Origin of the sequence: Streptomyces sp. RK9, from assembly GCF_045070545.1 — a bacterium.
Lineage (GTDB): Bacteria > Actinomycetota > Actinomycetes > Streptomycetales > Streptomycetaceae > Streptomyces > Streptomyces alboflavus.
The window spans coordinates 1,455,984-1,480,839 of the sequence record NZ_CP173703.1 but is presented as its reverse complement, the minus strand read 5'-3'; the positions used below and the strand labels follow the sequence as shown (position 1 = coordinate 1,480,839).

12 protein-coding genes and 1 pseudogene are annotated in these 24,856 nt (G+C 73.7%); 6 read left to right on the top strand and 7 right to left on the bottom strand.

Annotated elements, in window-relative coordinates; genetic code table 11:
• Positions 1–368: 368 nt before the first annotated feature.
• Positions 369–701, bottom strand: a pseudogene (locus AB6L24_RS05700) (hypothetical protein); the annotation flags it as partial.
• 598 nt (positions 702–1,299) lie between these two features.
• On the opposite strand from AB6L24_RS05700, the gene AB6L24_RS05695 reads away from it, so the two are divergent.
• The 5 genes from AB6L24_RS05695 to AB6L24_RS05675 all read left to right on the top strand — a co-directional run bounded on the left by AB6L24_RS05695 (position 1,300) and on the right by AB6L24_RS05675 (position 7,390).
• Positions 1,300–3,558: an MMPL family transporter gene (locus tag AB6L24_RS05695; RefSeq protein ID WP_405652777.1), complete on the top strand. Its 2,259-nt coding sequence runs from the start codon at positions 1,300–1,302 to the stop codon at positions 3,556–3,558.
• 534 nt (positions 3,559–4,092) lie between these two features.
• Positions 4,093–4,590 carry a hypothetical protein gene (locus AB6L24_RS05690; protein WP_405652775.1) on the top strand — a complete coding sequence of 166 codons (498 nt, stop codon included), beginning with the start codon at positions 4,093–4,095 and terminating at the stop codon, positions 4,588–4,590.
• A gap of 96 nt (positions 4,591–4,686) precedes the next feature.
• Positions 4,687–5,535 carry a DUF4097 family beta strand repeat-containing protein gene (locus AB6L24_RS05685; protein WP_405652773.1) on the top strand — a complete coding sequence of 283 codons (849 nt, stop codon included), beginning with the start codon at positions 4,687–4,689 and terminating at the stop codon, positions 5,533–5,535.
• 53 nt (positions 5,536–5,588) lie between these two features.
• On the top strand, positions 5,589–6,590 hold the full coding sequence (locus AB6L24_RS05680; RefSeq protein WP_405652771.1) for an ATP-binding cassette domain-containing protein: 1,002 nt from the start codon (positions 5,589–5,591) through the stop codon (positions 6,588–6,590).
• Positions 6,587–7,390: an ABC transporter permease gene (locus AB6L24_RS05675; RefSeq protein WP_405652769.1), complete on the top strand. Its 804-nt coding sequence runs from the start codon at positions 6,587–6,589 to the stop codon at positions 7,388–7,390. The genes AB6L24_RS05680 and AB6L24_RS05675 overlap by 4 nt, the downstream gene beginning before the upstream one ends.
• Positions 7,391–7,512: 122 nt before the next feature.
• Here the strand turns inward: AB6L24_RS05675 and AB6L24_RS05670 are convergent, their stop codons facing one another.
• The gene (locus AB6L24_RS05670) at positions 7,513–9,054 is read right to left on the bottom strand and encodes an amidohydrolase family protein (protein ID WP_405652766.1); all 1,542 of its coding nucleotides are present in this window, start codon (positions 9,052–9,054) and stop codon (positions 7,513–7,515) included.
• Between the two features lie 298 nt (positions 9,055–9,352).
• Here AB6L24_RS05670 and AB6L24_RS05665 point away from each other — a divergent pair, with 298 nt between their 5' ends.
• Positions 9,353–10,363: a Ppx/GppA family phosphatase gene (locus AB6L24_RS05665; RefSeq protein ID WP_405652764.1), complete on the top strand. Its 1,011-nt coding sequence runs from the start codon at positions 9,353–9,355 to the stop codon at positions 10,361–10,363.
• 63 nt (positions 10,364–10,426) lie between these two features.
• Here AB6L24_RS05665 and AB6L24_RS05660 read toward each other — a convergent pair whose 3' ends face one another.
• The 5 genes from AB6L24_RS05660 to AB6L24_RS05640 all read right to left on the bottom strand — a co-directional run bounded on the left by AB6L24_RS05660 (position 10,427) and on the right by AB6L24_RS05640 (position 24,847).
• On the bottom strand, positions 10,427–11,695 hold the full coding sequence (locus AB6L24_RS05660; RefSeq protein WP_405652762.1) for a Rieske 2Fe-2S domain-containing protein: 1,269 nt from the start codon (positions 11,693–11,695) through the stop codon (positions 10,427–10,429).
• A gap of 57 nt (positions 11,696–11,752) precedes the next feature.
• Positions 11,753–14,551 carry a PEP/pyruvate-binding domain-containing protein gene (locus AB6L24_RS05655; RefSeq protein WP_405652760.1) on the bottom strand — a complete coding sequence of 933 codons (2,799 nt, stop codon included), beginning with the start codon at positions 14,549–14,551 and terminating at the stop codon, positions 11,753–11,755.
• On the bottom strand, positions 14,548–15,693 hold the full coding sequence (locus AB6L24_RS05650) for an SAM-dependent methyltransferase (protein WP_405652758.1): 1,146 nt from the start codon (positions 15,691–15,693) through the stop codon (positions 14,548–14,550). Before AB6L24_RS05650 ends, AB6L24_RS05655 begins: the two co-directional genes overlap by 4 nt.
• Positions 15,681–16,532: a thioesterase II family protein gene (locus AB6L24_RS05645; RefSeq protein WP_405652756.1), complete on the bottom strand. Its 852-nt coding sequence runs from the start codon at positions 16,530–16,532 to the stop codon at positions 15,681–15,683. Before AB6L24_RS05645 ends, AB6L24_RS05650 begins: the two co-directional genes overlap by 13 nt.
• A 71-nt stretch (positions 16,533–16,603) precedes the next feature.
• On the bottom strand, positions 16,604–24,847 hold the full coding sequence (locus AB6L24_RS05640) for an aminotransferase class I/II-fold pyridoxal phosphate-dependent enzyme (RefSeq protein WP_405652753.1): 8,244 nt from the start codon (positions 24,845–24,847) through the stop codon (positions 16,604–16,606).
• Between the last annotated feature and the right edge of the window lie 9 nt (positions 24,848–24,856).

Here is a 24,856-nt window from a genome sequence, read left to right as displayed (position 1 = left end):
TCGCCGCGGGGGGACTTGCGGGGCTTGCGGGGGCTGCGGGGCGAGGACTTGCGGCAGGCGAGCTCGTCGTTCGACGCGACGAACTCGATGCCCGACTGGGGCAGCCCGATCCCCGCCGGGGGCATGCCGATGAGGGAGTGGACGACATCGTCGAGGCCGGCGCTGTGCACGGTGAGCCGCGTGGCCTCGATCGCCGCGTCGTCCAGGGCGTCGAGGACGGCGCGGAGCGCGGGCACGGTGCCGTCGCTCGGCAGGTGCAGGGCGAGCGACTCATGGTCGGGGGTGGCGCGTTCGAAGAGGGCGGTGGCTGATTCCAGTCCGCTCACGCTGGCGAACTGCAGCCGGATGAAACCGCCGGGCAGACCGGTGTCGACGAGGGGGCGCACCGGTGCCACGGGCGCCGGTGCGTGCCCCCGTGCGCCCCAGTGCTGCTCCTGCTCCGTGCGGGCCTGGCCGGGGGATGGCGTCACCACGAACTCGGGGTCGAGGCCGCGGAGTTGCACGGCCACCGAGCAGCCGGGCGCGAGGTCGCGGGTGATCTCTCCCATGGCGGCGGACAGCGCGTTGAGCAGGGTGAGCCGGGCCGCTGTCTCCAGCGGTGCGGTGAGTCGTTGGGCGAGGGCTCGGGCTTCGTCTCCGCCCGCGTCTGCGGCGACTGCGAGCTCGTGCCGGAAATCGTCGACGTATGGCGTGAGGTCCATGACGCCATGATGGCACAAATATGGCGCCATACAAGCGCCACTTTGTTCTGCCCTCGACGTCTGACCGAATCTGCCCTCCGTGTTGCCCGCTTGCCCCTGGTCGCGAAGGCGTCACTGTGGGGCGGCTGCCGCTCCGAAGGGCTTCGCTGTCGCGAACGGAACGGTTCCTCTGAAGTCAAGGCGCACAACGGGTACTGGCTGGATCTCGCTTCTGGATCGGCTACTGCAACCCATTCGGGCCTGAATGTGGCGATGGTGCGGACGGATGGGGGTGGCCTGGTGAAGCGCGGCTTCCGGGTGCCTGGGTGGAGGCGTTCGCGGTGCCGGTCCGTGGCTCCGGTGGGTCCGAACGGGCACTCGAAAGGCCCGCTTGTCTGCCGTTGATTGCCCCTCAGGGGTGGTGCTGGCGGAGGGTGGCGGCGCGCTGGTGCCGAATGTGTGCCATGGTGGCTTGCCATGGCGCCATCGTGGTGCCATCGTAGCGCTATGGATGCCACGCGGTACGTCGACGAGTCCCGTGGCGACGCGCATCGAGACCGCCGGCGCGGTTCTCGCACTGTCCCCTCGTTCCTGACTACCCGACAGGAGTCCCTTCCCCGTGGCTACCATCCTGTACAAACTGGGCCGTTTCGCCTTCCGGCGACGCGGTTTGATGGCACTGCTCTGGGTGCTGATCTTCGGCGGGGTGGGCTACGCTGCCTCGTCCGCGCCGACGCCCCCCGCCGACGCGTTCTCGATGCCGGGCACCGAGTCGCAGAAGGCCTACGACCTCCTCGAGGACAAGTTCCCCGACGCGAGCGCCGACGGTGCCACGGCCCGTGTGGTCCTGAGGGTCCCCGGCGGCGGCGACATCACCGCCGCGGGCGAGAAGGCCAAGGTCAACAAGGTCATCGCCGAGCTGCGCAAGGCGCCCCAGGTGGCGAGCGTCGGCGACCCGTACGCGGGCAACGCCGCCGTCAGCAAGGACAAGTCCACCGTCTATGTGTCCGCCACCTACAAGGTCGTCCAGACCAAGGTGAACGACAAGGCGCACGACGCCCTGGACAAGACGCTGGAGAGCGCCCGCAAGAGCGGACTCACGGCCGAGGCCGGCGGTGACGCCGTCAAGGTCGAGCAGTCCGTGGGCGGTTCCTCCGAGGCGATCGGCATCGCCGTCTCCGCGGTCGTCCTGATCCTGACCTTCGGCTCGATGATCGCCGCCGGCATGCCGCTGCTCACCGCGCTGGTCGGCGTCGGCGTCGGCATCTCCGGCATCACCGCGATCGGCTCCACCGTCGGCCTGTCGTCCACGACCACGACCCTGGCCATGATGATCGGCCTCGCGGTCGGTATCGACTACGCCCTGTTCATCGTCTCCCGCTACCGCTCGGAGATCGCCGAGGGCCGCGAGCGCCAGGACGCCGCCGGGCGGGCCGTGGGCACCGCGGGCACCGCCGTCGTCTTCGCCGGACTCACCGTCATCATCGCCCTGGTGGGACTCGCCGTCGTCAACATCCCGATGCTCACGAAGATGGGCATGGCCGCCGCGGGCACCGTCGCGATCGCCGTCTTCATCGCCGTGACGCTCGTCCCCGCACTCCTCGGCTTCGCGCCCGTCAAGGTGCTCGCCCGCAAGGACCGCGCGCTGTACAAGGGCAAGCCGCTGTCGGAGAAGAAGCGGCGCAAGGCCGAGGAGCGGGCCCGCAGGCAGCAGCAGCCGAACCTCGGCGCCCGCTGGGCGCGCTTCATCCTGCGCCACCCGGTCGCCGTCCTGCTCCTCGCCGTCGTCGGCCTCGGCGCGGTCGCCGTACCCGCCGCCAGCATGAAGCTCGGCCTGCCCAGCGAGGGCACCATGGCGCCGGACACCACCCAGCGCAAGGCGTACGACATGATGTCGGACTCCTTCGGCAAGGGCTTCAACGGGCCGCTGATGGTGACCATCGAGGGCAAGAACGTCAAGGCCGAGGCCGAGACCGTGCGCAAGCGCATGGAGAAGGAGCCCGGTGTCGAGTCGGTCGGCCCCGCCGCGCCCAACAAGGCCAACGACACCGCCATCGTGAACGTCGTGCCCAAGACGGGCCCGGCCGAGGACGAGACCAAGGACCTGGTCAAATCCCTGCGAGGGGTGGCAAAGGACATCGAGGCCGACAAGGGCCCCGAAATCCTGCTCACCGGTCAGACGGCCATGTTCATCGACTTCTCCAAGACCCTCGACGACGCGCTCCTGCCCTACCTGGGCACGGTCGTCGGCCTGGCCTTCCTGCTCCTGATGCTGGTCTTCCGCTCGATCCTGGTGCCGCTGAAGGCGGCGCTCGGCTTCCTGCTCTCGGTGGCCGCCGCGCTCGGCGCGGTGGTGGCGGTCTTCCAGTGGGGCTGGCTCGCGGACGTCTTCGGCGTCGACCAGCCGAGCCCGATCATGAGCACGATGCCGGTCTTCATGATCGGTGTGGTCTTCGGCCTCGCGATGGACTACGAGGTGTTCCTGGTGACGCGGATGCGCGAGGCGTACGTCCACGGCATCGAGCCGCGCGAGTCGGTCGTCACCGGCTTCCGCTACGGCGGGCGGGTGGTCACCGCGGCCGCGATCATCATGATCAGCGTCTTCTCCGGCTTCATCATGGAGGAGAACGACCTGGTCAAGATGATCGGCTTCGGTCTCGCCGTCGCCGTCCTCTTCGACGCCTTCATCGTCCGCATGACCATCGTGCCCGCCCTGTTCGCCCTGCTCGGCAAGTCCGCGTGGTGGCTGCCGAAGTGGCTCGACTGGCTCCTTCCGAACATGGACGTCGAGGGCGAGAAGCTGTCCCGCCGCCTCGCCGCCGCCCAGGACCAGGCGCCGCCGCGGCAGCGCCGGCCCGAGCCGCAGTACCGGGGCTGACGCGCCTGACCCCGCGCCTGACGCCCGGGGCGGGGACGCACCCGTAGCACCAGGAGTGGCCCACGGCCAGACCTGAGGTGAAAGAGCAGCCCCGAGGCGGGTCGGCGCGGCCGTGGAGGCCGACGTCGGCCCGCCTTCGCCCCGTCCGGGAGGCGGGCCAACGTACGCTGCCCGAGAGGGTGTTGAAGCGGGTCGCACCGGCTCACCCGGCCGGCGCGGCCCGCTTCGTGGTGTGCGGGGGGGCGCGCGAAATTCCCGGCGGCGTGTCCTGGTGGCCGGGACGAAACAGGGGGCGCGCCCGGTCTCGCGGCGCGCCCCTCGGTGGCGTCGGGCGCGGGCGGCGGGGCCTCGGAAGGGAGTGATCCGCCGAGCGGTCTGCGTCTGCGCCGGAAAACCTGTCGCGGCGGCATTCCCGGGTCTAACGTCGGCCTGAAGAGCACAAACGCCCCGGGCTCCGCGCCCGGATCGCATCAAGGAAAGGGTGTGGTGCCACTGTGGCTCGCCGTGGCGCCATGAGTGTGCCATGATGGCAGCATGGACCTGACGCCGTACGTGGCCAATCTCCGGCACGAACTCGCGGTCGCCACCGAAGCGGGCGACGAGGGCGCCCGTGCGCTCGCCGAGCGCCTGGCCGCGACGCTGGAGGCCGCGACCCGGCTCGCCCTGCTGAACGCACTGTCCGACGCCACGCGGGAGATCACCCTCGAACTCGCGCCCGGCTCGGTCGACGTGCGGCTGCGGGGACTCGACCCCGACTTCGTCGTGACGGCGCCGCCCGGCGCCGAGCCGTTCGCGGAGCGCCCCGACCGAAGCGCGTCCGACCGGCTCACGGCCACGCCCGTGCCCCGCCCCGTGGCGGAGCCGGAGGACGGCGGTGCCTCGCGGATCAACCTCCGCCTCCCGGCGGGGCTGAAGCTCCGGGCCGAGCAGGCCACGGCGGCGGAAGGGGTCTCGCTCAACTCCTGGCTGGTGCGGGCGGTCTCGGACGCCCTGGAGCCGGACGGGACCCGCGGATCGGTGGCGTTCACATAGACCCCACGGACCGCTCCCGGCCTGCCGCCGCCTGACGCCCGAAGCAGCCGTCCCGCCAGTGGGGACGCCCAGCAGAGTCACGAGGATGGGACACCCTTGCCTACTTTTGACACCCCTGAGCCGATCACTGCCACGCTCCACGTCGAGCTGGGCGTCGCGCACATCACCGCGGGCGAGCGCCCCATCACCGTCGTCGAGGTGCGCCCCCGCACCGAGGGCGACGAAGCCGACCTGCGGGCCGCCCGGGACACCAGGGTCGACTTCAGCCGCGGCCGCCTCACGATCCGTACGCCCAAGGCCGCCGCCCGGCGCGGCGACTCCGGGTCCGTCGCCGTCGAGATCCGGCTGCCGAGCGGCTCCCGGGTCAACGGCGCCGCGGCCACCGGCGACTTCACCGGTGACGGCACGCTCGGCGAGTGCATGCTGACCACCATGGACGGCGACATCCGCCTGGACCGCACCGGACCGGCGCGGCTGCGCACGGAGCGCGGCGACGTCACCGCCAAGCACATCGACGGCATGGCCGAGATCGTCACCGGCTCCGGCCAGGTGCGCGTCCACGAGATCGACGGCGCCGCCGAGATCAAGAACTCCAACGGCAACACCTGGATCGACCAGGTCACCGGTGAACTGCGGCTGAAGGTGGCCAACGGCAACATCTTCGTCGGCCGGGCGCACGCGGACGTCGCGTCCAAGTCCGCCAACGGCGACACCCGCATCGAGCAGGTCGCCCGCGGCCGCGTCGACCTGCAGACCCAGACCGGCGACCTGGAGATCGGCATCAACCTGGGCACCGCCGCCTGGCTGGACGTCAACTCCCAGGCCGGCACCGTCCACAACTCACTCGGTGCCTCCGATGGCCCCGGCAAGGGGGCGCAGACCGTGCAGGTGCGCGCCCGCACCGGTGCCGGCGACATCGTGATCCGCCGGGCGCAGCCCGTGTGACCGCAGCGCGGCGAACGACCTTTGAAACACCAACGGAAATGAGAAGGGGCACGATGACCGCCACCACCCAACCGACCGGGGCATCCAAGGGGATCACCGCCCTTGGGCTGCGCAAGTCGTACGGCGAGAAGGTCGTACTGGACGGCGTCGACCTGCAGGTCACCCCGGGCACGATCTTCTCGCTGCTGGGCCCGAACGGCGCGGGCAAGACCACCACCGTGCAGATCCTCTCCACGCTGATCAGCGCGGACGAGGGCCAGTGCACGGTCGCCGGGCACTCCCTGGAGCAGGACCCGGACGCGGTGCGCTCCGAGATCGGTGTCACCGGGCAGTTCGCGGCGGTGGACGGTCTTCTCACGGCTGAGGAGAACCTGTTCCTGATAGCCGACCTGCTGCACCTCGACAAGGCCGAGGGCCAGCGGCGCGCGGCCGAGCTCCTGGAGCGGTTCGACCTCACCGAGGTCGCCAAGAAGTCCGCTTCGGAGTTCTCCGGCGGTATGCGCCGCAAGCTGGACCTGGCGATGACCCTCGTGGGCAAGCCCAGCATCATCTTCCTGGACGAGCCGACGACGGGCCTCGACCCGCGCAGCCGTCGCACGATGTGGGACATGATCCGCGATCTCGTCGCGGGCGGCACCACGATCTTCCTGACCACGCAGTACCTCGAAGAGGCCGACCAGTTGGCCGACCGCATCGCGGTCCTCGACGGCGGCAAGATCGTGGCCGAGGGTACGGCGGACGAGCTGAAGCGCCGCATCCCCGGCGGCTACATCAAGCTCCAGTTCAACGACCCCACCCACCACGACGCCGCCGCCCGCACCCTCCCGCAGGCCACGCGCGACGACGAGGACCTCACGCTGCAGATCCCCAGCGACGGCAGCATCCCGGCCCTCCGGGGCGTGCTGGACGGCCTGGAGCGCTCGGGCATCCACGCCGAGGCGTTGACGGTGCACACCCCGGACCTGGACGACGTGTTCCTGGCTCTGACGGGGCAGGGCCGCAAGTCCACCTCTGACGTGAGCAGCGCGACCGCTGTGAAGGAGGCTCAGCGATGAGCACCAACTCGTACGCCGTGCGTGACTCGATGACGATGCTGCGCCGCAACCTCAAGCACGCGCAGCGCTATCCGTCGATGACGATCTCGGTCGTCGCGATGCCGATCCTGATGCTGCTGCTGTTCGTGTACGTCTTCGGTGGCGCGCTCGGCGGCGGTATCGACATTCCCGGTGTCGGCGGCGGCGGGGACCGCGGTGACTACACCAACTATGTGACGCCCGGAATCCTGTTGATGGCGATCACTTCGGGTGCGGTGTCCACGGCGGTGGCGGTGTGCTCGGACATGACCGAGGGCATCATCAACCGTTTCCGCACCATGGCGATCTCGCGGGCCTCGGTCCTGGTCGGTCATGTGGTCGGCAATGTCGTGCAGACCCTGATCAGTCTGGTCCTGGTGATCGGTGTGGCGCTGGCGGTGGGTTTCCGGCCGAACGCGAACGTGGTGGAGTGGCTGGCCGCGATCGGGCTGCTGGTCTTCCTGGCGTTTGCCCTGGCCTGGATCTCGGCCGCGATCGGCCTGGGCTCGGACAGTGTGGAGACGGCCTCGAACGCGCCGATGCCGCTGACGTTCCTGCCCTTCCTGGGCTCGGCGGTCGTGACCCCGGACTCGATGCCGGCGGGGATCCGCTGGTTCGCGGAGTACCAGCCCTTCACGCCGATGAACGAGACCCTGCGCGGTCTGATGCTGGGCACCGAGATCGGCAACGACGCCTGGATCGCCCTGGCCTGGCTCCTCGGCCTGTCCATCGTCGGCTACCTGTGGGCCAAGGCCTCCTTCAACAAGGACGCCAAGCGGTAGGAGCGAAGCTCCCCCTGAACTGAGGGTCTCGGAGTCGGCGGACTCCGAGACCCTCTCCCTTTCTTGCCCTGCGTACGGCTTCGCCCTGCGCACGGGGCATCCGGTCGTCCGGGGCCCGGGCCTCAGCGCCGCACCGGCCGCCCCGGCAGCGCCCCCGCCACCACCTCCCCGTCCGCCACCACCGGCGTCCCCCCGACCAGCACATGGGCGAACCCCACCGACGGCAGCGTGCTGTCGGCGTACGTGGCCCGGTCACCCACCGCCGCGAGGTCGAAGGCGACCAGGTCGGCGTCGCAGCCGACCTGGACGCGCCCCTTGTGGCGCAGCGCGGGCACCCCGGACTCCAGAACGCGGGCGGGCAGCAGCGTGGCGCGGCCGACGGCGTCGAGGAGGTCGAGGGCGCCGAGTTCGCGTACGTAGCGGCGCAGCATCCTGGCGAACGTGCCCGCGGTGCGCGGGTGGGTGACCGCGGCGCCCGGCGGCAGCGGCCACGCCAACGGGTTGGGTGCCGGTCCGGTCCAGGTCAGCGGCATCGCGTCGGAGCCGACGACCGTCGCGGGGTGCAGCAGGGCCCGGTCGATGAACGCCCGGTCGTGCGCGTCGGCCTCGTCGAGGAAGTGCAGGACGGCGAGAGCGCCCGGGTCGGCGGCGCGCAATTCGCGCAGCCGGTCGGTGTCGCGGATCCGCTCGCCCGTCGCCGCGACGACCACGTCCGTGACGTCGAGCCCGGCCGCGGGCAGCAGCTCCGGCGCGAGGAACGCGGCACCGACGGCGGTCATGCCCGCGCCGTACGGATAGGCCTCCGTGGAGACCCGGCCGCCCTCGGCCCGGGTCCGGTCCATGAGGGCGAGGACCCGGTCGGTGTGCCGCCGCGACGTCGACGTCACATGGCAGTAGTGGGCGTGCACCCCGGTCTCGCCCGCCGCCCGCGCGATCTCCTCGGCGCCGTCGACGGGAACGTCCGCGACGTGCTCGACGAGGCTCCGGGCGTGGGTGAAGGTCGGCAGCCCTGCGAGCGCGGCGACGCGGGCCACGGCCAGGTACTCCTCGGGCCGGATCCGGGGCGCGTAGCCGACGATCAGGCCGATGCCGAGGGCGCCGTCGGCGAGGTCGCGGCGCAACAGCTCGATCAGCGCGTCCTCCTGGGGCCGGGTCGCCTCGCGCTGCCAGGCGGGGTTGCCCAGGTGGTCCAGGGCGGCCGCGGCGCCGCCGCCGTGCGGGAGCGCGCCGACGGCGGCCATCCGGGCCTGGGCCCAGGAGGCGGAGAAGCCGTAGTTGAGCGGCCGGCCCTCGGCGGCGGCCTGCCGGTAGGCCTCCGCGACGGGGGAGAGGCCGAGTTCGAGTTCCAGGGCCGTCGTCACCCCGTCGAGGGCCTGGAGGCGGTGCCCGGCCACGGTGTGCGAGTGGCTGTGCAGATCGATGAAGCCCGGGGCCACGACCAGGCCCGTCACGTCGAGCGTCCGGCGGGCGGCAAGCCGCCACGGCGGCTGCGGGGACGCCTCGGGCGCGGGGGCGGCCGGGGCCGTCGGCTGGACCGCCGAGATCGTCCCGGCGGTCACGGCCACGTCGGCGACCGCGTCGAGACCCGTCTCCGGATCGAGGACCCGGCCCCCGCGCAGGACCAGGTCGTGGAGGTGTCCGGGCGGTGCGGCGGGAGAAGTCATGGGGCCACGCTAGGGGTTCGTGCCGCGGGGCGGTGCCGGTCGCGCGGGGCCCGGCCGCCCGGACCTGTCGCGTTTCGAGCCGGGGATGCTTCATCCGAGGACATGCGGACATGGACGTCCGGCGCCTCGCGGTCGGCCGGGAAGCCGCCGAGGGATCATGAACCAGGGATCAAGGGGCCATAATGAGCTTTCCATGCGTGACGGTTGACGAAAAGATGGCGCACGGAAGAAGTCTGGGGAAACGGCAGGTGTCCGAATCATGGCGCGTGTCGGAACGTGCCGGGGGTACTGAGGGCTCATGCGAGTGAGCGTGCTGGATGTCGGATCGCGCACGGTGCGCCTCGTGGTGGCCGATGCCGCGGGCGGGGCGCCGCTGCCCGTGCACACCGCGAAGTGGCGGCTGCGCCTCGGCGAGCGGGTGAGGCCCGGCGGACCGCTGGACGAGGACGCCGTGCGGCATCTCGTGCGCGCCGTCGACGAGGCCGCCGCGACGGCCGAACGGTGGGGCGCCGACGAGCCGTTGGCCTTCGCGACCGCGGTCGTGCGGGACGCGCCGAACCGCCTCGACGTCCTGCACGCCGTCCGCGCGAGCACCGGCGTCAAGCTGTGCACCCTGCCCGGCGAGCTGGAGGCGGAGCTGACATTCCTCGGGGCGCGCAGGTGGGTGGGCTGGCAGGCGGGGCCGCTCGTCCTGTTCGACATCGGCGGCGGCTCGCTGGAGGTGGCGTTCGGGCGTGGGCGCCTGCCGGACTTCGTGGCGAGCCTGCCGCTCGGGGCGAACCGGCTGACGCACGAGTTCCTGCACGACGAGGACCCGCCGTCCCCGCAGGCGCTCAAGGCGCTGCGGCGCCGGGTGCGCCACCAGCTGCGGGACGTGGCCGCGCGGATCCGCTGGGAGGGGCCGCGCTCGGCCGTCGCCACCTCGCGGACGTTCCAGCAACTGGCCCGGCTGACCGGTGAAGTCCCCGGCCGCCACGGCCTGTTCGTGCCTCGGCGCCTGGAGCGGTCCGCGCTGCGCCGGGCCAAGGACCGGCTCGCGCTGCTGCCCGCAGCCGAACGCGCCCGTCTTCCCGGGATCTCGGCGCCACGCGCGGCCCAGAGCCTGGCCGGGGCGGTCGTCGGGCACACGGCCATGAAGCTCATGGGCGTCAAGTCGGCGGACATCTGCCCGTGGGCGGTCCGCGAGGGCATCCTGCTGCGCCACATCGAGGAGGGCGCTCAGTGGTGGGCGGGCGTGGCGAGGGACCTCACCGACGGCGAGGGCCGACGGCGGACGGGCCGGGTCTCGCTGCGGGTCGCCTCGTCCTGACCCGCGCCGCGGCTCGGCGTGCGGTGCACGTTCCGGCCGTCGGCGCCGGAACGCGCACCGGGGTCAGGTCGTGCTCCTGCTGAGGCCGCCCGCGCGGGCGGCCTTGCCGGACCGCTTGGCGCCGCCACCGTTGCCTGCCGCGCCGCCGTTGCCCTTCCCGGGGCCGTGCCCGTTCGTGCCGCCCGCCGCGGGCACCGCCGCCGGACTGCCGCCGCCCGCCACCGGCTCCGGCGCACGGTCCGCCTCCCGGACGCCTGCCTCCCGTACGCCCGCCTCCCGGGCCCCTGCTTCCCGCGTCTGCGCCTCCGCGCGCGCCTCCGCCTTCAACCGGTCCCGCATCTGCAGGTACTTGGCGTTCATCTCGTCGACCGCGATGAACTTGTTCACCCCGCGCTCGCTGACCTTCGGCTCCTGGCGCGCCATGATGTCGTTGTCCTGCTGGTCCTGGACGTACTGCTCCATCATCAGCGAGAGCCGGAGCACCAGCGGCCGCAGCGGCTTGAACGGCACCATCCACTTGAGCAGCGGGTACTCGTAGAGCCGCATGATCGCCTGGGTGTGGTGCTCGTCGATGGGCACGAGCCAGGTCGTGACCTCCAGGAGGCCCTGGCGCACGTGTGTCATGCACGGGGCCTGGTAGATGAGGTTGAAGTGCCAGGTGTTGGAGGGGTTGCCCTCCTCGCACTGGTCGAAGCTGTTGCGGATGATCGTGCCGTCGACGTCCACACGATGGTTCACGATCTTGTTGGCGGCGATGTAGCGCTCACGGCCGTCCGTCCACAGCTTCTTCCAACTGCCGTACATGAACGTGTAGTCGATGATGTTCGCCCAGTGGTCCCGGTGCACGAACGTCACGTGGTAGAACTCGAGCAGGCTCTCGATGTAGCGCGTGTAGTGGACCGGGCGGCTGAAGGTGATGGTCTCGTACGGCCGCGGGTGCTCGGCGAGTTCATGGGGCAGCTCGATGTCAGGGAGCTGCGTGCGCTTGTCGCCCCACCACAGCCACACCAGGTCGTACTTCTCCCGCACTTCGTAGGTGTCGACCCGCAACGACGCCGGGATGCGGCCCTCGGAGCCGAGCGCGGGCACCAGCCTGCACGCCCCGTCGGTGCCGAACCGGAAGCCGTGGTACGGGCAGGCGACCGAGTTGCCCACCAGGCGGCCCTCGGAGAGGTTCGCCCCCTTGTGGGGGCAGCGCGCCGACTGGCAGACGAGCTTGCCGCGCAGGTCGCGCCAGAGCACCAGCTCCTCGCCCATGCGGCGCACGCCGGTCGGCGCGTCACGTTTGATGTCTTCGGTCCGCAGAATCGGATACCACTGGTTCGGGATCATCTGGAACTTCCTGCCTTCCTCGGGAACGTCCTGCCTTCCTCGGGCGGTCCGGCGCGCTCAGCCCTCCACGACCTCGACGACACCCGTGTCGCCGTCGACCATGACCATGTCGCCGGTGTTGATCACCTGCGTCGCGTACTTGGTGTTGACCACCGAGGGCACGTTGAACTCCCGCGACACGATGGAGCTGTGCGAGAGCATCGAGCCGATGTCGGTGACGACGCCGCCCGCGATGGCGAACAGCGGCGTCCAGGACGCGTCGGTGTGCCGGGTCACGAGGATCTCGCCCGCCTGGAACTCGTCCGCCTGCCACACCAGGTCCTCCACGATGCGGGCCCGGCCGACGATCCGCCCCGGGCTCGAACCGAGCCCGTCCAGGCGGGCCCCGTCCTTCACCGGCCGCACCGCGCGGGTGCCGTCGTGCTCGCCGACGAAGGTGAGCGGCGGCTCCGGCAGCCGGTTGTGGTACTCGTGCACGCGCCGCCGCTCCTCGATCGCGGCCCGCGGGAACGCCTCGCGCGCGGACAGCCCACCGGCGAGCCAGCGGCGCACGTCCGCGAAGTCGAGGAACGCGACCTCGTCCAGGGAGTGCAGCACGCCCTCCTCGACCAGGCGCCGACCCGCCTCGTACACCACGTTCCTGACCAGCCAGATCGACGTGATCATCGACATGCGCGTGGCCTCGCGCAGCTCGCTGCACAGGGCGTACATCGAGATGACGCCCTCGATGGTCGTGCGCCGCGGCAGCGGCAGCTTCTTGAGGACCGCCCGGACGTCGCCCTCCTGGCGGGCGCGGCTGCGGCCCATGATGTCGTCGGCGGTGAAACCGTCGGCGGCGTAGCGGCGGATCATCTGGAAGACGTAGCTCGGGTCGTCGATCCAGCGCTGATGGGTGAGCTCCATCTCCTGGCGCCCCCGGGTGCCGTTGGCCCGCAGGAACGGCTCCATCTGCGACTGCCAGAACGCCTCGCCGTCGGGGTCCGCGCGCAGCCGGTCCGCGACCTCGTCGAGCGGCGCCGCCTCGATGATCTCCATGACCCGCGGCCTGGCCTTCGCGGCCTGCGCGACGCTCCAGATCTCCTGCGCCGACGCCACCGTGCGCAGGCTCGACATGTCCGTCTTGATGCGGTTCTGCAGGTTGTCGCCCGCGGCGCCGAGCCACTTGGCGCACAGCTCGGTGAGGATGCCGTAGAACCCGAACGCGTTGATGTAGTACGGCATGTAGCCGACGTGCGCGTCGTGGAAGTAGTCGAGATAGCGCCCGAGTTCGGCGTGCAGCTCGCGGCGGCCCATGCGGGTGAGGTCGAGGCGCCGGGCGCGGTCGAACTCGTAAAGGCGACTTTCGGCCATGTCGCGGGCGCGGCCCTTCATCACCAGCATCTCGCCCGCCGTGGCCCGCAGCCAGTGCGTCGTCGAGAGCAGGTCCTCCAGGCCCCCGGGGAACGTCCCGAAGGGGTTCTCGTACGTGGCCAGGTCCACCTCCTCGCTGACGAAGCGGCGGGTGAAGTGGCGCTGGTCGCGGGTGGGCAGGGCCTGGCCGAGCAGATACGCGGTGTAGGAGATGTTCAGATAGACGTGGCCCTGGAAGAAGCCCATGTGCAGACCCACGTCGCCGGTGTCGCGCACGCCGAGCGCGGCCGCGCAGTCGCCGTGGACGTGGTCCTGGTAGTGCCGGGCGAAGCTCAGGCCGAGCGGGGACATCAGGCCGACGAAGATCTCCCCGATGTCCATCCGCGACCACAGGGTGCCGTGCCGCACGGCGTCCGGCTGCCGCTCCAGGAGGTCCGGCAGATAGGGGCTGCGGGCGCCGTCGGAGGTCTCGGGCCGGGGCCGGGTGGTGATCGGGCGGGCCTGGAGGAGGTACAGCGTGCCGTCGTGCATCGCCCACTCGATGTCCTGCTCCGCGCCGCCGGTGTCCCGGATCTCCAGGGCGATCCGGGCGAGCGCCGCGAGCTGGTCCCGGGTCAGGCAGGGGGCGTCCCGGTCGGCGGCGTCGACCTTCGTCATGCCGATGCGGCCGGGCGCGAGCGGCGCGCACTTGGTGACCTTGTACCGCACGCGTTCCTCGACGACGTCGAGCGTACGGTCGTCCACGACGAAGAAGTCGCTGGACACCCTGCCGGACACCAGGCCCTCGCCGAGCCCGCAACAGGCCTCCACCACAAGCCGGTTGGGCCTGCCGCCGACCGGGTCGACCGTGAAGAGCACCCCGCTGACGTCGGCGGGCACCATCTCCTGCACCACGACGGCGATGGACCCCGCGGGACCGTCTCCCGCGCGGTAGGCCGCCGCCCGGTCCGACCACAGCGAGGCCCAGCAGACCCTGACCGCGTCGAGGAGGGCCGCGTCGCCCGACACGTCGAGGACCGTGTCGTGCTGGCCCGCGAAGGACCGCTCGGCGGAGTCCTCGCGCGGCGCCGATGAGCGCACCGCGACCCGGGGGCGGCCCAGGTCCTCGTACGCCGCGAGGATCGTGCGGGCGACCGGCTCCGGGATGTCGAGGGCGAGGACCGACTCGCGGACGGTGAGGGCGGATTCGCCGCGGGCCTCGGCGGCACGGATCTCGGCGGCGAGGCCGCTCTCGCGCAGGAAGACGTCGAAGAGGGCGGTGGTGAGGCAGAACGCGGGCGGCACCGGAAGGCCCGCTGCGGTCAGTTCGTCGAGGCGGGCCGCCTTGCCGCCGAGCTCCTCGGGGGTGGCGGCGTGCGGACGGCCGAGCACGGCCACGAGGTCGGCGTGCGGGGCGCGCGCCGGGGCCGGGGCGTCGGCGGTCTCGGCCGTGGCGGTCCCGTCGGTGGTCTCGGGGGCGGGGGCGGAAGCGTTCGCGGCGGAGTCGGTGGTCGCCTTCGTCGTCATGACGTGGCCTCCTCGGCGGTGGTGGGGGAGCCGGAGCGGGCCGGGGGCAGGGCGGCGGGCCCGGCCGCGGGGTTGCGGCCGACGAACGAGCGGAACGCCTGGCCGGGCAGCGGCCGGGTGGCCCGGACCGCGTCGAAGCCCGCTTCCCGCAGCTGGTCGAGCAGTTCGTCGGCCAGCGGCAGCGGGCCGCCGAAACCGGCGTACTCGAACCAGAGGTTCAGCACGTCGAGGCCCAGCGGGCCGCCGCCCCGGCACGAGGAGGTGAGCAGCAGGGTGCCGCCGGGGGCGAGGAAGGACCGGGCCCTCGCCAGGACCTCGGCGCGCTCCTCGCGGGGGAAGTAGTAGATGTTGTTGTGCAGCGTCACCACGTCGAACTGCGGTTGCAGGTCCAGCGTGCGCAGATCCCCGGCGCGGGTCTCGACGCGGTCGGCGAGGCCCCACTGCGCCATGTTCTTCGCGGCCCGCTCGGCGACCTCGGGCTGCAGATCGACGGCCAGCGCCGTCAGGCGCGGGTTCAGCCCGGCCGCGTACCGGACGTAGGCGCCGCTGCCGCAGCCGACCTCCAGGAGCCGCACCGGCGCCGTGCGCGGCAGCGTCCGGCGGATCGCCTCCTCCACGAAGCCGCGCACCACCAGCGTGGAACGGGCGATGACCAGGCCGTCCTGGTCGGAGAGTGCGAAGCGGCTGCCGTCCGCCAGCATGCGCGGGGCGTCGCGGAGCGCGGGCACGTGGAAGCGCAGGAGCTCTTCGAGGGCTCCCGCGACGGCGTCGTTGCCGACCTGCGCGAGGGCCTTGGCGGTGCGGCTGCGCAGGCGGTAGCAGCCCTCGCTCCGGTCGAGTTCGCCGAGCCGCACCCCGATGTCCAGCCAGGCGCGCAGCCGCTGCCGGTCGTCGGGCCCGCTCTCCAGGTGCTCGGCCAGGCTCTCCAGGTCGCAGGGGCGCGCCGCCAGGCACCCGAGCACGCCCGAGCCCGCGGCGGCGGCGAGGAACGACGCCCGGTACAGGGGCGTGAACAGCGTCCGGTTGAGGACGAGGAGCAGCGGAAGACGGGGGTCGGCGACGATCCGCGCCATCGCGGCGAGATCCGTGAACGGCTCCTGCGCCCGGTCCTTGACGGCCCTGGCCAGCCTCAGTAGGTCCATGCGGGTTCCCTCTCCTCGGTGGTACGGGTGAGTTCGGCGCGCAGCTCACGAAGGAGCGGAAGCCGTGCGGGTCCGGTCAGGTAGAAGTGGCCGCCCGCCACCCTGCGGTGCAGCAGCGAGGCGCTGGTGTACGCCCGCCACGCCTCGACGCGGTCCGGCGGCGCCACCGGGTCGCCCGCGGCGGAGAACGCCGTCATCGGGCAGTCGAGCGGGCGCCGCGGCCGCCAGCGGTAGCGGGCGCAGAGCGTGAGGTCGGCGCGCAGCACCGGCAGCCTGCGCTCCAGGTAGGAGCCGCCCACCCGGTCGTCGGGGTGCAGCGCGCCCAGGTCGTGCACGAGGCGGCGCAGGTCGTCGTCGCCGAGCGCCTGGTCGGCGGGGCCGCCGTAGAGGTGCGGGGCCCTGCTGCCGGACACGAACAGGTGGGAGGGGCCGGGCAGTTCGCGCGCCCGCAGCTCACAGGCGACCTCGTAGGCCAGGAGCGCGCCCATGCTGTGCCCGAACAGGGCGTGGTCGCCGACGTGTCCGGCCGCCACGAGCGCGTCGGTCACATCGCGGGTCAGCGGCGCCATGTCTGTGTACGGCGCCTCCCCGAGCCGCAGGCCGCGCCCGGGGAGCAGCACCGGCACGACCGTCACGCCGGGGCCGAGCAGCCGCGGCCAGTCGCGGTACACGGACGGGGTGCCGCCCGCGTGGCTGAAGCAGATCAGGCGGGGGCGGGGGTCCGGCGCGCCCGGGGCGGGACCGGCGGTGGGCTCGGCGTCGGCTCCCGGCGGGGGCCCGAAGCCGGGGCCCGCGAACCAGGCACGGGCCGGTGCCTGCGGCCGTTCGGTGAGGTGCACGGCGGGGGTTCCTCTCGGAGCTCGGGACTCGGGGCTCGGGCCGGTCGGTGCCGGTCGGGCGGGGCCGGGCCTCAGCGGGGCACGCGGGCGCGCCCCTCCGGCGAGTCGAGCCACGCGAGCGTGCGCCGCACCCCCTCCTCGAAGTCCACGTCGCCCTTGAAGCCCAGGTCGTCGCGGGCCCGGTCGACGGCGTACGACTGGTCGCGGTCGAAGAGGTGCACCGCGTGCCGGGTCAGGACCGGCCGCGACCTGATCCGCAGCGCCCCGTACAGGCCCTCCGAGACTGTCGCCACACCGCGCGCGAGCGGCGCGGGCAGGCTCAGCGAGGGCGGCTTCACGCCGAGGCCGCGGGCCAGCGCCTCGACGTACGTCCGCCACGTCGTGCGGTCGGGGTCGCGCAGGTTGTACGTGCGGCCCGCGGCGGCATCCGACGCGCAGGCGGCGATCATCGCGTCGGCCGCGTTGGTCACGTACAGCAGCCCGGCCGGTACGTCGCCGCCGCGGATGTACACCATCTGGCGGCTCAGGAGCAGCGTCGCGATCTCGATGACGAAGTCCTTGCTGCGCGGCCCGTACACGCTGACCGGCCGCACCACGGTCAGCGGCAGACCGGCCTGCGCGGCCGTCTCGCGCACGGCCTGCTCGCCGAGGAGCTTGCTGCGGTTGTACGGCAGGCCGATGTCGCGCGGCGGCGTGTCCTCGGCGCAGGGGCGCACCGGGTAGCCGTAGACGTCGGTGGTGCTGACGTGCAGGAAACGCTCGACGGTGCCCGCGTGCCGGGCCGCTTCGACGAGGCTGCGGCTGCCGTCGACGTTGACCCGCTGGAAGGCCGCCCACGGGCCCCAGTCGGCGGACAGGCCCGTGCAGTTGTACACGTGCCGCACCCCGGCCGCCGCCCGGCGCAGGCTGTCCGGATCGCCGAGGTCCCCGACGGCCACGTCGACGTCGAGCCCGGCGAGCGCGGTGCGGTCGCTGCCCTCGCGGACCAGGACCCGGACGCGGTGGCCGCGTTCGGCGAGGCGGCGGGTGAGGTGGCCGCCGATGAAGCCGCCGGCGCCCGCCACCAGGACGTCGGGGGCGGCGGAGGCGGGCCCGGGGGCGGGAGCGGTGCCCGGCTCGGCACCGGTGACCGGCGCCGACTCGCGGTCCGGCGCGGCCTCGTGGTCGGGCCGCGCCTCGCGACGCGCCGCCGTCCCGTCACGCCCCGCCGTCCGCGAGGTCCCGTTCGTCTGCTTGCGTGTCGCCATGGCTCGCCCCAACAGGTCCAGTGCGCGGTCGAGTTCGTGCTCGGTGTGGTCGGCGTTGATGAAGAAGCGCAGGCGGCACTCGTCGCGCGGCACCGCGGGGTGGCCGATCGGCATCACGTTCACGCCGAGGCGGAGCAGCGCGTTGGAGAGCGCCATGGTCTCCTCCCAGCCGCCGATGACGACCGGGATCACCGCGGACGCGCGCGACACGCCGATGTCGTACCCGCGGGCGCGGGCCGCGTCGCGGAAGTGCTCGGCGAGGTGCCGCAGCCGCGCGACCCGCTCCGGCTCGTCCCGCACGACCCGCAGCGCCTCCAGGGCGGCGGCCGTGTTGGCGGGCGAGATGCCGGTGCTGAAGATGTGCAGCGGAGCGGTGAACTTCAGGTACTCGACGATGGGGCGGCGCGCCGCCACATAGCCGCCGAGGCTGCCGACGGCCTTGCTGAGCGTGCCCATCCACAGGTCGACGTCGGCGCGGTCGACGCCGAAGTACTCGCCGATGCCGCGCCCGGTGCGGCCGAGCACCCCGAGCGAGTGGGCCTCGTCGACCATCAGCATCGCGCCGTGCCGCCGCTTCACGTCGATGAACCGGGGCAGGTCGGGCAGGTCGCCGTCCTGGCTGTACGCGCCCTCGACGAGGACGAGCGCGCGGCGCGCCCCGGCCCGGCCCGCGGTGAGCAGCCGGTCGAGGGCGCGCCAGTCGTTGTGCGGGAACGGCCTGCGCCGGGCGCCGGACAGGACGCTGCCGCGCACCGCGCTGTCGTGGATCCACTCGTCGTGCAGGATCAGGTCGTCGGGGCCGAAGAGGTGCCCGATGGTCGCGACGTTCGTGGCGTGCCCGCCCGCGAACACGATCGCGGCCTCGGTGCCGAGGAACGCGGCGATCTCCGCGTCCAGTCGATGGTGCAGCGGTGTCTCGCCGAAGAGCAGCGGCGTCGCCGAGCAGGACGTGCCGTACCGGTCCACGGCGGCGCGCGCCGCCGCGCGGACCCGTGGGTGGTGGGACAGCGCGAGGTAGTTGAAGGCGGCGAAGTTGAGGACGGGGCGGCCGTCCACACAGGACCGGCCGCTGTTGAACCCCTCGTGCGTGCGCCCGTACGGGTTGTCGCCCTCGGCCGTCGCCTGCCGCAGCCGCCCCCGCAGTTCGGCGTACTCGGGCCACTCCTCGAAGACCCGCTCCTGCCGCACGGCGGGCACCGTCTCTTCGGCGGGCCCCCGGGCCACGGCGGCCTCGGCGACCGGGGCCGTCCCGTCCGCCACGGGCACCGCGCCCGCGACGAGGTCGGCGAGCTGCTCCACCGTGGGGTCCTCGGGTAGCAGCTCGCGGTTGCCGTTCAGATGCCCGGGGAACCGCCGCGTCAGGGCCCGCTCCAACTCGGTGCGCATCAGCGAGTCGAACCCGAGGTCCGCGCCGAGCCGGGCGTCACCCGGGATGTGCGCGACGGCGAACCCGCAGACGCGGGACACCTGCGCGAACACCTCTTGGCGCCCGGTGCGGGGATGGTCCGCCGCCGGGGGGACAGGGGGTGTCGTTCGTGCTGGGTCCATGGGCTCTCGGGGTGCGGGCGCGGTCTCCTGCGCCGGGTGGAGGGGCACGGGTGGTGCGGACGCGGTCTCTCGCGTCCTGCGGGCGGACTCCAGGGGTACGGACACGGGCTCGTGCGTCGCGTGGACGGGCTCGCGCGGTGCTGACCCGGGCTCTTGCACTGCGTGAACGGGCTCGCGCGGTCCGGGCCCGGGCTCTTGCACCGCGTGGGCGGACTCTCTCGGTACGCCGACGGGGCCGGGCGCGTGCCCCTCCGTGGACACGTCCGCCCCGGCGGCCTGCCCTCCGCCGGACGCCGCCACAGCCGGCGTGAACCAGTACGGCTCCCGCTCCCACACCGCGTGCGGCACCGGCACCCGCGGTGCCCGCCGCCCCGCGTCGAGCGCCGCCCAGTCCACCGTGCCGCCCGCGCAGTGCAGCCGCCCGAGCGACGTCAGCAGGGTCTCCCAGTCGCCCGTCGCGCCGTGCGCGGCCCCGCCCCGGCCCCGCCGCAGCGACGGCAGCCACAGCGCGGGCCGCGCGTCGGGCCCGGCGTCGGGCCCGGCGCCCGCCGGAGTCGACGCGCGCCCCAGGCCGAGCAGCGTCGGGTGCGGCCCCATCTCGACGTACGCGGTGCAGTCGAGGCGCCGCAGGGCCGTGAGGCCGTCGGCGAAGCGCACGGTGCCGAGCAGATGGTCCACGAGCGCGTCGGCGTCGATCCGGCCGACGGGCTCACCGGTGGCGTCCGACACCCAGGTGACGACGGGCTCGGCGAAGCGCACGGAGCGTGCGGCCGCGCGCAGCGGCTCGGCGGCGCCCGCCATGAGCGGCGAGTGGAAGGCGCCCGAGACCGCGAGCGGCTTGACGACGACCGCGCGCTCCGCGAGTTCCGCGCGGGCCCGCCCGATCTCCTCCCGGTCCCCGGAGAGCACCAGGTGGGTGGGCGCGTTGACGGCGGCCACCGCCAACGACCCGTACCGGGAAGCCACTTCGCGCACCGCCCCGGCGTCCCCGACGCAGGAGATCATCGCGCCGTCCCCCGGCTGCTCCTCCATGAGCCGCCCGCGGGTCGCGGCCAGTGTGAGGGCGTCCTCGAAGGACAGCGCGCCGGACACGCACGCGGCGGCGTACGCGCCCACGCTGTGCCCGAGCACGGCGGTGGGCCGCACACCGAGGGACTGCCACAGTTCGGCGAGCGCGATCTCCAGGGCGACGAGGGCGGGCTGGCAGTACCGCGTGGCGCGCAGCCGTTCGGCGCCTTCCGGCGCGAACAGGACGTCGGTCAGGGGCACTTCGAGGTGCGGCCGCAGCACGCCGTCCGCCCGGTCGATGGCGCGGGCGAACGGCTCGTGCGTGTCGTACAGGCCCTTGCCCATGCCCGGGTACTGCGTGCCCTGGCCGCTGAACAGGAACGCCGTGCGCGGCTCGGGCCCGTGGCCCGCGGTGTCGCGCACCACGGCCGTCGAGGCCTCGCCCCGGGACAGCGCGTCGAGCCCGGCGTCCAGCGCCGCCGCGGACCCGCCGACGACGACCGCCCGGTGCTTGAGCACGGCCCTGCCGGTGTGCGCGGCGCGGCACAGGTCGGCGAGGGGGGTGTCGGGGTGGGCGGCCAGGTGGGTGCGCCAGCGCGAGGCCAGGGTGGTGAGGGCGGTCGGCGTGTGGCCCGACAGGCACAGGGCGTGCGTCGGCCGGGCGGGCGGGGCGGGCGCGGGGTCGGGGGCGGGCGGGGACTCCAGGACGACGTGCGCGTTCGCGCCGCCGAAGCCGAAGGAGCTGACGGCGGCGCGCGCCGGGCCCGCGCCGGACAGGGGCGTCAGTCGGGTCGGCACCTCCAACCCGGCGCCCTCCCAGTCGAGTCGACGGTTGGGCGTGGTCAGGTGCAGGGTCGGCGGCACCTCGCGCTCGCGCACGACGAGCGCCGCCTTGATGAGGCCCGCGACGCCCGCGGCCGCCTCCAGGTGCCCGATGTTGGTCTTCACGGAGCCGACCAGGCAGCGGGCGCCGTCCGGGCGGCCCATGCCGTACGCGGCGGCGAGGCCCTCCCACTCGACCGGGTCGCCGAGCGGCGTGCCGGTGCCGTGCGCCTCGACGTAGTCGATCTCCTTGCCGCTCAACTCGGCCCGGACGAGGGCCTGTTCGATGACGGCGTGTTGCGCGGAGCCCTTCGGGGCGGTCAGGCCGTTGGCGCGCCCGCCGTGCCCGGTGGCCGAGCCTCGGATCACGGCGTGCACGCGGTCGCCGTCGGCGAGGGCGGCGAGCAGGGGCTTGAGCAGCACGAGGCCCGCGCCCTCACCGCGTACGTAGCCGCCCGCCGCGTCGTCGAACGTGCGGCAGCGCCCGTCCGCCGCCAGCATCCCGCCGTCCGCGAACGCCACCGAGAGGCCGGGCGTGAGCATCAGGTTCACCCCGCCCGCGAGCGCCGCCCCGCACTCGCCCCGGCGCAGGCTGTCGCACGCCAGGTGCACGGCCGTCAGGGACGAGGAGCACGCCGTGTCCAGGGCGAGGCTCGGGCCGCGCAGGTCGAGGGCGTAGGAGAGCCGGTTGGCGGCGATGGCGTGCGCGTTGCCGGTCGCGCCGTGCACGTCGACCGTGTCGAGGCGGCCCATCTGGAGCTCGGCGTAGTCGTGGCTGCTGATGCCGACGAACACGCCGGTGGCGGAGCCCGCGTACGACGTCGGGTCGTGCCCCGCGTCCTCCAGGGTCGCCCAGGCCGTCTCCAGGAGCAGCCGCTGCTGCGGGTCCATGCGGACCGCCTCCCGCGCCGAGAGCCCGAAGAAGCGGGCGTCGAACTCCTCGACGCCGTCGAGGAACCCGCCGAAGCCGGGTGCCGCCACGCGCGCGGCGTCCCACCGGCCGCGCGGCACCTCGGTGATCGCGTCGCGGCCGTCGCGCAGGAGCCGCCAGTAGCTGTCCGGGTCGGGCGCGCCGGGGAAGCGGCAGCCGATCCCGACGACGGCGACCGGATCGGGCCCGCCACCGGGACCGGCCGCCGCCACGACGGCGGGCGCCCCGGAGCGCGCCGGGGTCACCGCGGTGCCCGCCGCGCCGAGATGGGCGGCGATCGCGCGGATCGTCGGATGGTCGAAGACCACGGACGCGGGGATCTCACGGCCGGTACGGGCACTCAGCTCCGCAAGGACCGCCACGGCCTGCTTGGAGTCCAGACCGAGCGACGCGAGCGGCCTTGCCGGGTCGACGGCCGTCGCGGCGAGCCCAAGACGCTCGGCGACCCGGGCGGTCAGCCACGCCTCGACGGAGTCCGGGGCCCACGTCCCGGCGGCGGGCACCCGCTCGGCGAGCAGCCCGGTCAGCGTGTCGACCCGCGGCCGCACGAGCAGCTCCCCGACCGGGATCGGCACCCCGAGGCGCCGCTCCAGATCCCGTACGACGCGCAGCAGCCGCGGATGGTCCAGGCCGAGTTCGGTGAACGTGCGAGTGGCGGCGCCGGAGACGTCGGGCACGTACGCCCGCAGGACCTCCTCGACCACCGCGCCCACCGGCTGCCCCCGCCGCCGCTCCACCGGCGCGGCCGGGACCGGCGTGTCGCGGGCGACGCTGGCCGCCACCACCTTCAGGCCGAGGCCGACGAAGTCCGCGCGGCACGCCTGGCGTTGGATCTTCCCGCTGGTGGTCCGGTGCACCGTGGACCGCTTCAACAGGACGACGGCGTGCGGCGTCACCTCGTGCTCGTCGGCTATCGCCGAGCGCAGCCGGGCGAGCAGGCCCGGCGCGTCGGCGGCCCGACGGCCGTCGATCTCGTACGCCACCACCAGCTGCTCCGCGCCGTCCACCTCGACGGCGAACGCGGCGCCGCAGCCCGCGCGGACGGCCGGATCGGCCTGCTCCACGGTGAGTTCGATGTCGTGGGGGTAGTGGTTGCGGCCCTGCACGATGACGACGTCCTTGGTGCGGCCGACGACGTGCAGCTGGCCGTCGCGCAGGAAGCCCAGGTCGCCGGTGCGCAGATACGGCGTGCCGGGATCGTCCTCCAGGCGGGCGCCGAAGGTCTCCTCGGTGGCCTCGGGGCGGCGCCAGTAGCCGCGCGCCACGCTGGCACCCGTCAGCCACACCTCGCCGACCGTGCCCTCGCCGGGGACGCGCCGCCGGGTCGCCGGGTCCACGACCGCCACGTCCACGCTGTCGACGGCGGGGCCGCAGGCGACGACCCGTGTGACCCGGGACCGGGCCGCCTCGCTGTCCTCGCCGGCCTCCGTGGCGACGCCCGCGCCGAGCGCCGCGGCGTCGAACTCGCCGACGACGGGCGGCTCGTGGGCGCGCACGCCCGTCACCATCAGGGTGGCCTCCGCCAGGCCGTAGCAGGGCAGCAGCGCGCCCCGCCGGAACCCGCAGGGGGCGAACCGCTCGACGAACCGGTCCAGGGTGTCGGCGCGCACCGGCTCCGCGCCGTTCAGGGCGAGCCGCCAGTGCCGCAGGTCGAGCGAGTCGCGCTCCTCGTCGGTGATCCTGCGGACGCACGCCTCGAAGCCGAAGTTGGGGGCGACGCTCGTCGACGCCCGCGTGTCGGACAGCGCCCGCAGCCACAGCAGGGGGCGGCGCACGAACGACATCGGCGCCATCAGGTGCGCGGGGAAGCCGCCGTACAGCGGCGACAGGATGCCGCCGATCAGGCCCATGTCGTGGTACGGCGGCAGCCACGACACCATCTGCGAGTCCGCGTCGTGCGCGAGCCTGCGGTGGATGGCGGCGAGGTTGTCCAGCAGATTGCCGTGGCTGACCATCACGCCCTTGGGCGCGGACGTCGAGCCGGAGGTGTACTGGAGGAAGGCGAGGGAGTCGCCGCTGAGGTCCGGCGCGCGCCAGTCGCCCGCCTCCGCGGTGTCCGCCCGCCCACCGCCGCTCGCCCCCGCGTCCGGGCCACCCACCGTGCCGGACGCGCCGGAAGCGCCACCCGTCACCAGCCACCGCAGCCCGCCGAGCCCGAGCGCGGCAAGCTCGTCCTTCCGCTCGCCCGCGAACTGCGACAGGCCGCCCGTGGTCAGCGCGTGCGTGGCCCGCGAGTCCCGGGCGACGGCGGCGAGCCGGGGCATGGTCTGGCCGAACCTGCGGGTGTCCGGGGGATAGGCGGGGACGGCGACGGCGCCCGCGTACAGGCAGCCGAGGAACCCGGCGATGTAGTCGAGGCCGGGCGGGTGCAGGAGCAGCACCGGGCCGCCCGCCGCGCCCTCGCGCTGGAGCAGCGCGGCGACGTGCCGGGCCCGCAGGTCGAGGTCGGCGAACGTCCAGGAGCGCTCGCCGGGTCCCGGGGCCGGGGTGGCGGTGGCGCCCGGAGTCGGGGTGTCGGCGGTGCTGCGCGTCCGGGTGTCGGTGTTGCTCCGCGTCCGGGTGTCGGCGGCGCTCCGCGCCTGGGTGTCGCCGCTGCCCCGCGCCGGGGCGTCGGCGTTGCCCCGCGCCGCGGTGTCGGCGGTGCCGAGGAAGCGGTAGGCGAGCGCGTCCGGCCGGTGTGCGGCGTGCCCGCGCAGGAGGGCGACGAGGGTCCGCGGTGCGCCGCCGTGTCCGTGGGTCTCGGTCGGGCCTTGGGTCATGTACGTCTC

Bases quoted from the DNA above. Each gene is read 5' to 3' on its own strand.
- AB6L24_RS05690 (WP_405652775.1), top strand. From the start codon at position 4,093: ATGGACCTGACGCCGTACGTGGCCAATCTCCGGCACGAACTCGCGGTC.
- AB6L24_RS05680 (WP_405652771.1), top strand. From the start codon at position 5,589: ATGACCGCCACCACCCAACCGACCGGGGCATCCAAGGGGATCACCGCC.
- AB6L24_RS05675 (WP_405652769.1), top strand. From the start codon at position 6,587: ATGAGCACCAACTCGTACGCCGTGCGTGACTCGATGACGATGCTGCGC.
- AB6L24_RS05670 (WP_405652766.1), bottom strand. From the start codon at position 9,054: ATGACTTCTCCCGCCGCACCGCCCGGACACCTCCACGACCTGGTCCTG.
- AB6L24_RS05665 (WP_405652764.1), top strand. From the start codon at position 9,353: ATGCGAGTGAGCGTGCTGGATGTCGGATCGCGCACGGTGCGCCTCGTG.
- AB6L24_RS05660 (WP_405652762.1), bottom strand. From the start codon at position 11,695: ATGATCCCGAACCAGTGGTATCCGATTCTGCGGACCGAAGACATCAAA.
- AB6L24_RS05655 (WP_405652760.1), bottom strand. From the start codon at position 14,551: ATGACGACGAAGGCGACCACCGACTCCGCCGCGAACGCTTCCGCCCCC.
- AB6L24_RS05650 (WP_405652758.1), bottom strand. From the start codon at position 15,693: ATGGACCTACTGAGGCTGGCCAGGGCCGTCAAGGACCGGGCGCAGGAG.
- AB6L24_RS05640 (WP_405652753.1), bottom strand. From the start codon at position 24,847: ATGACCCAAGGCCCGACCGAGACCCACGGACACGGCGGCGCACCGCGG.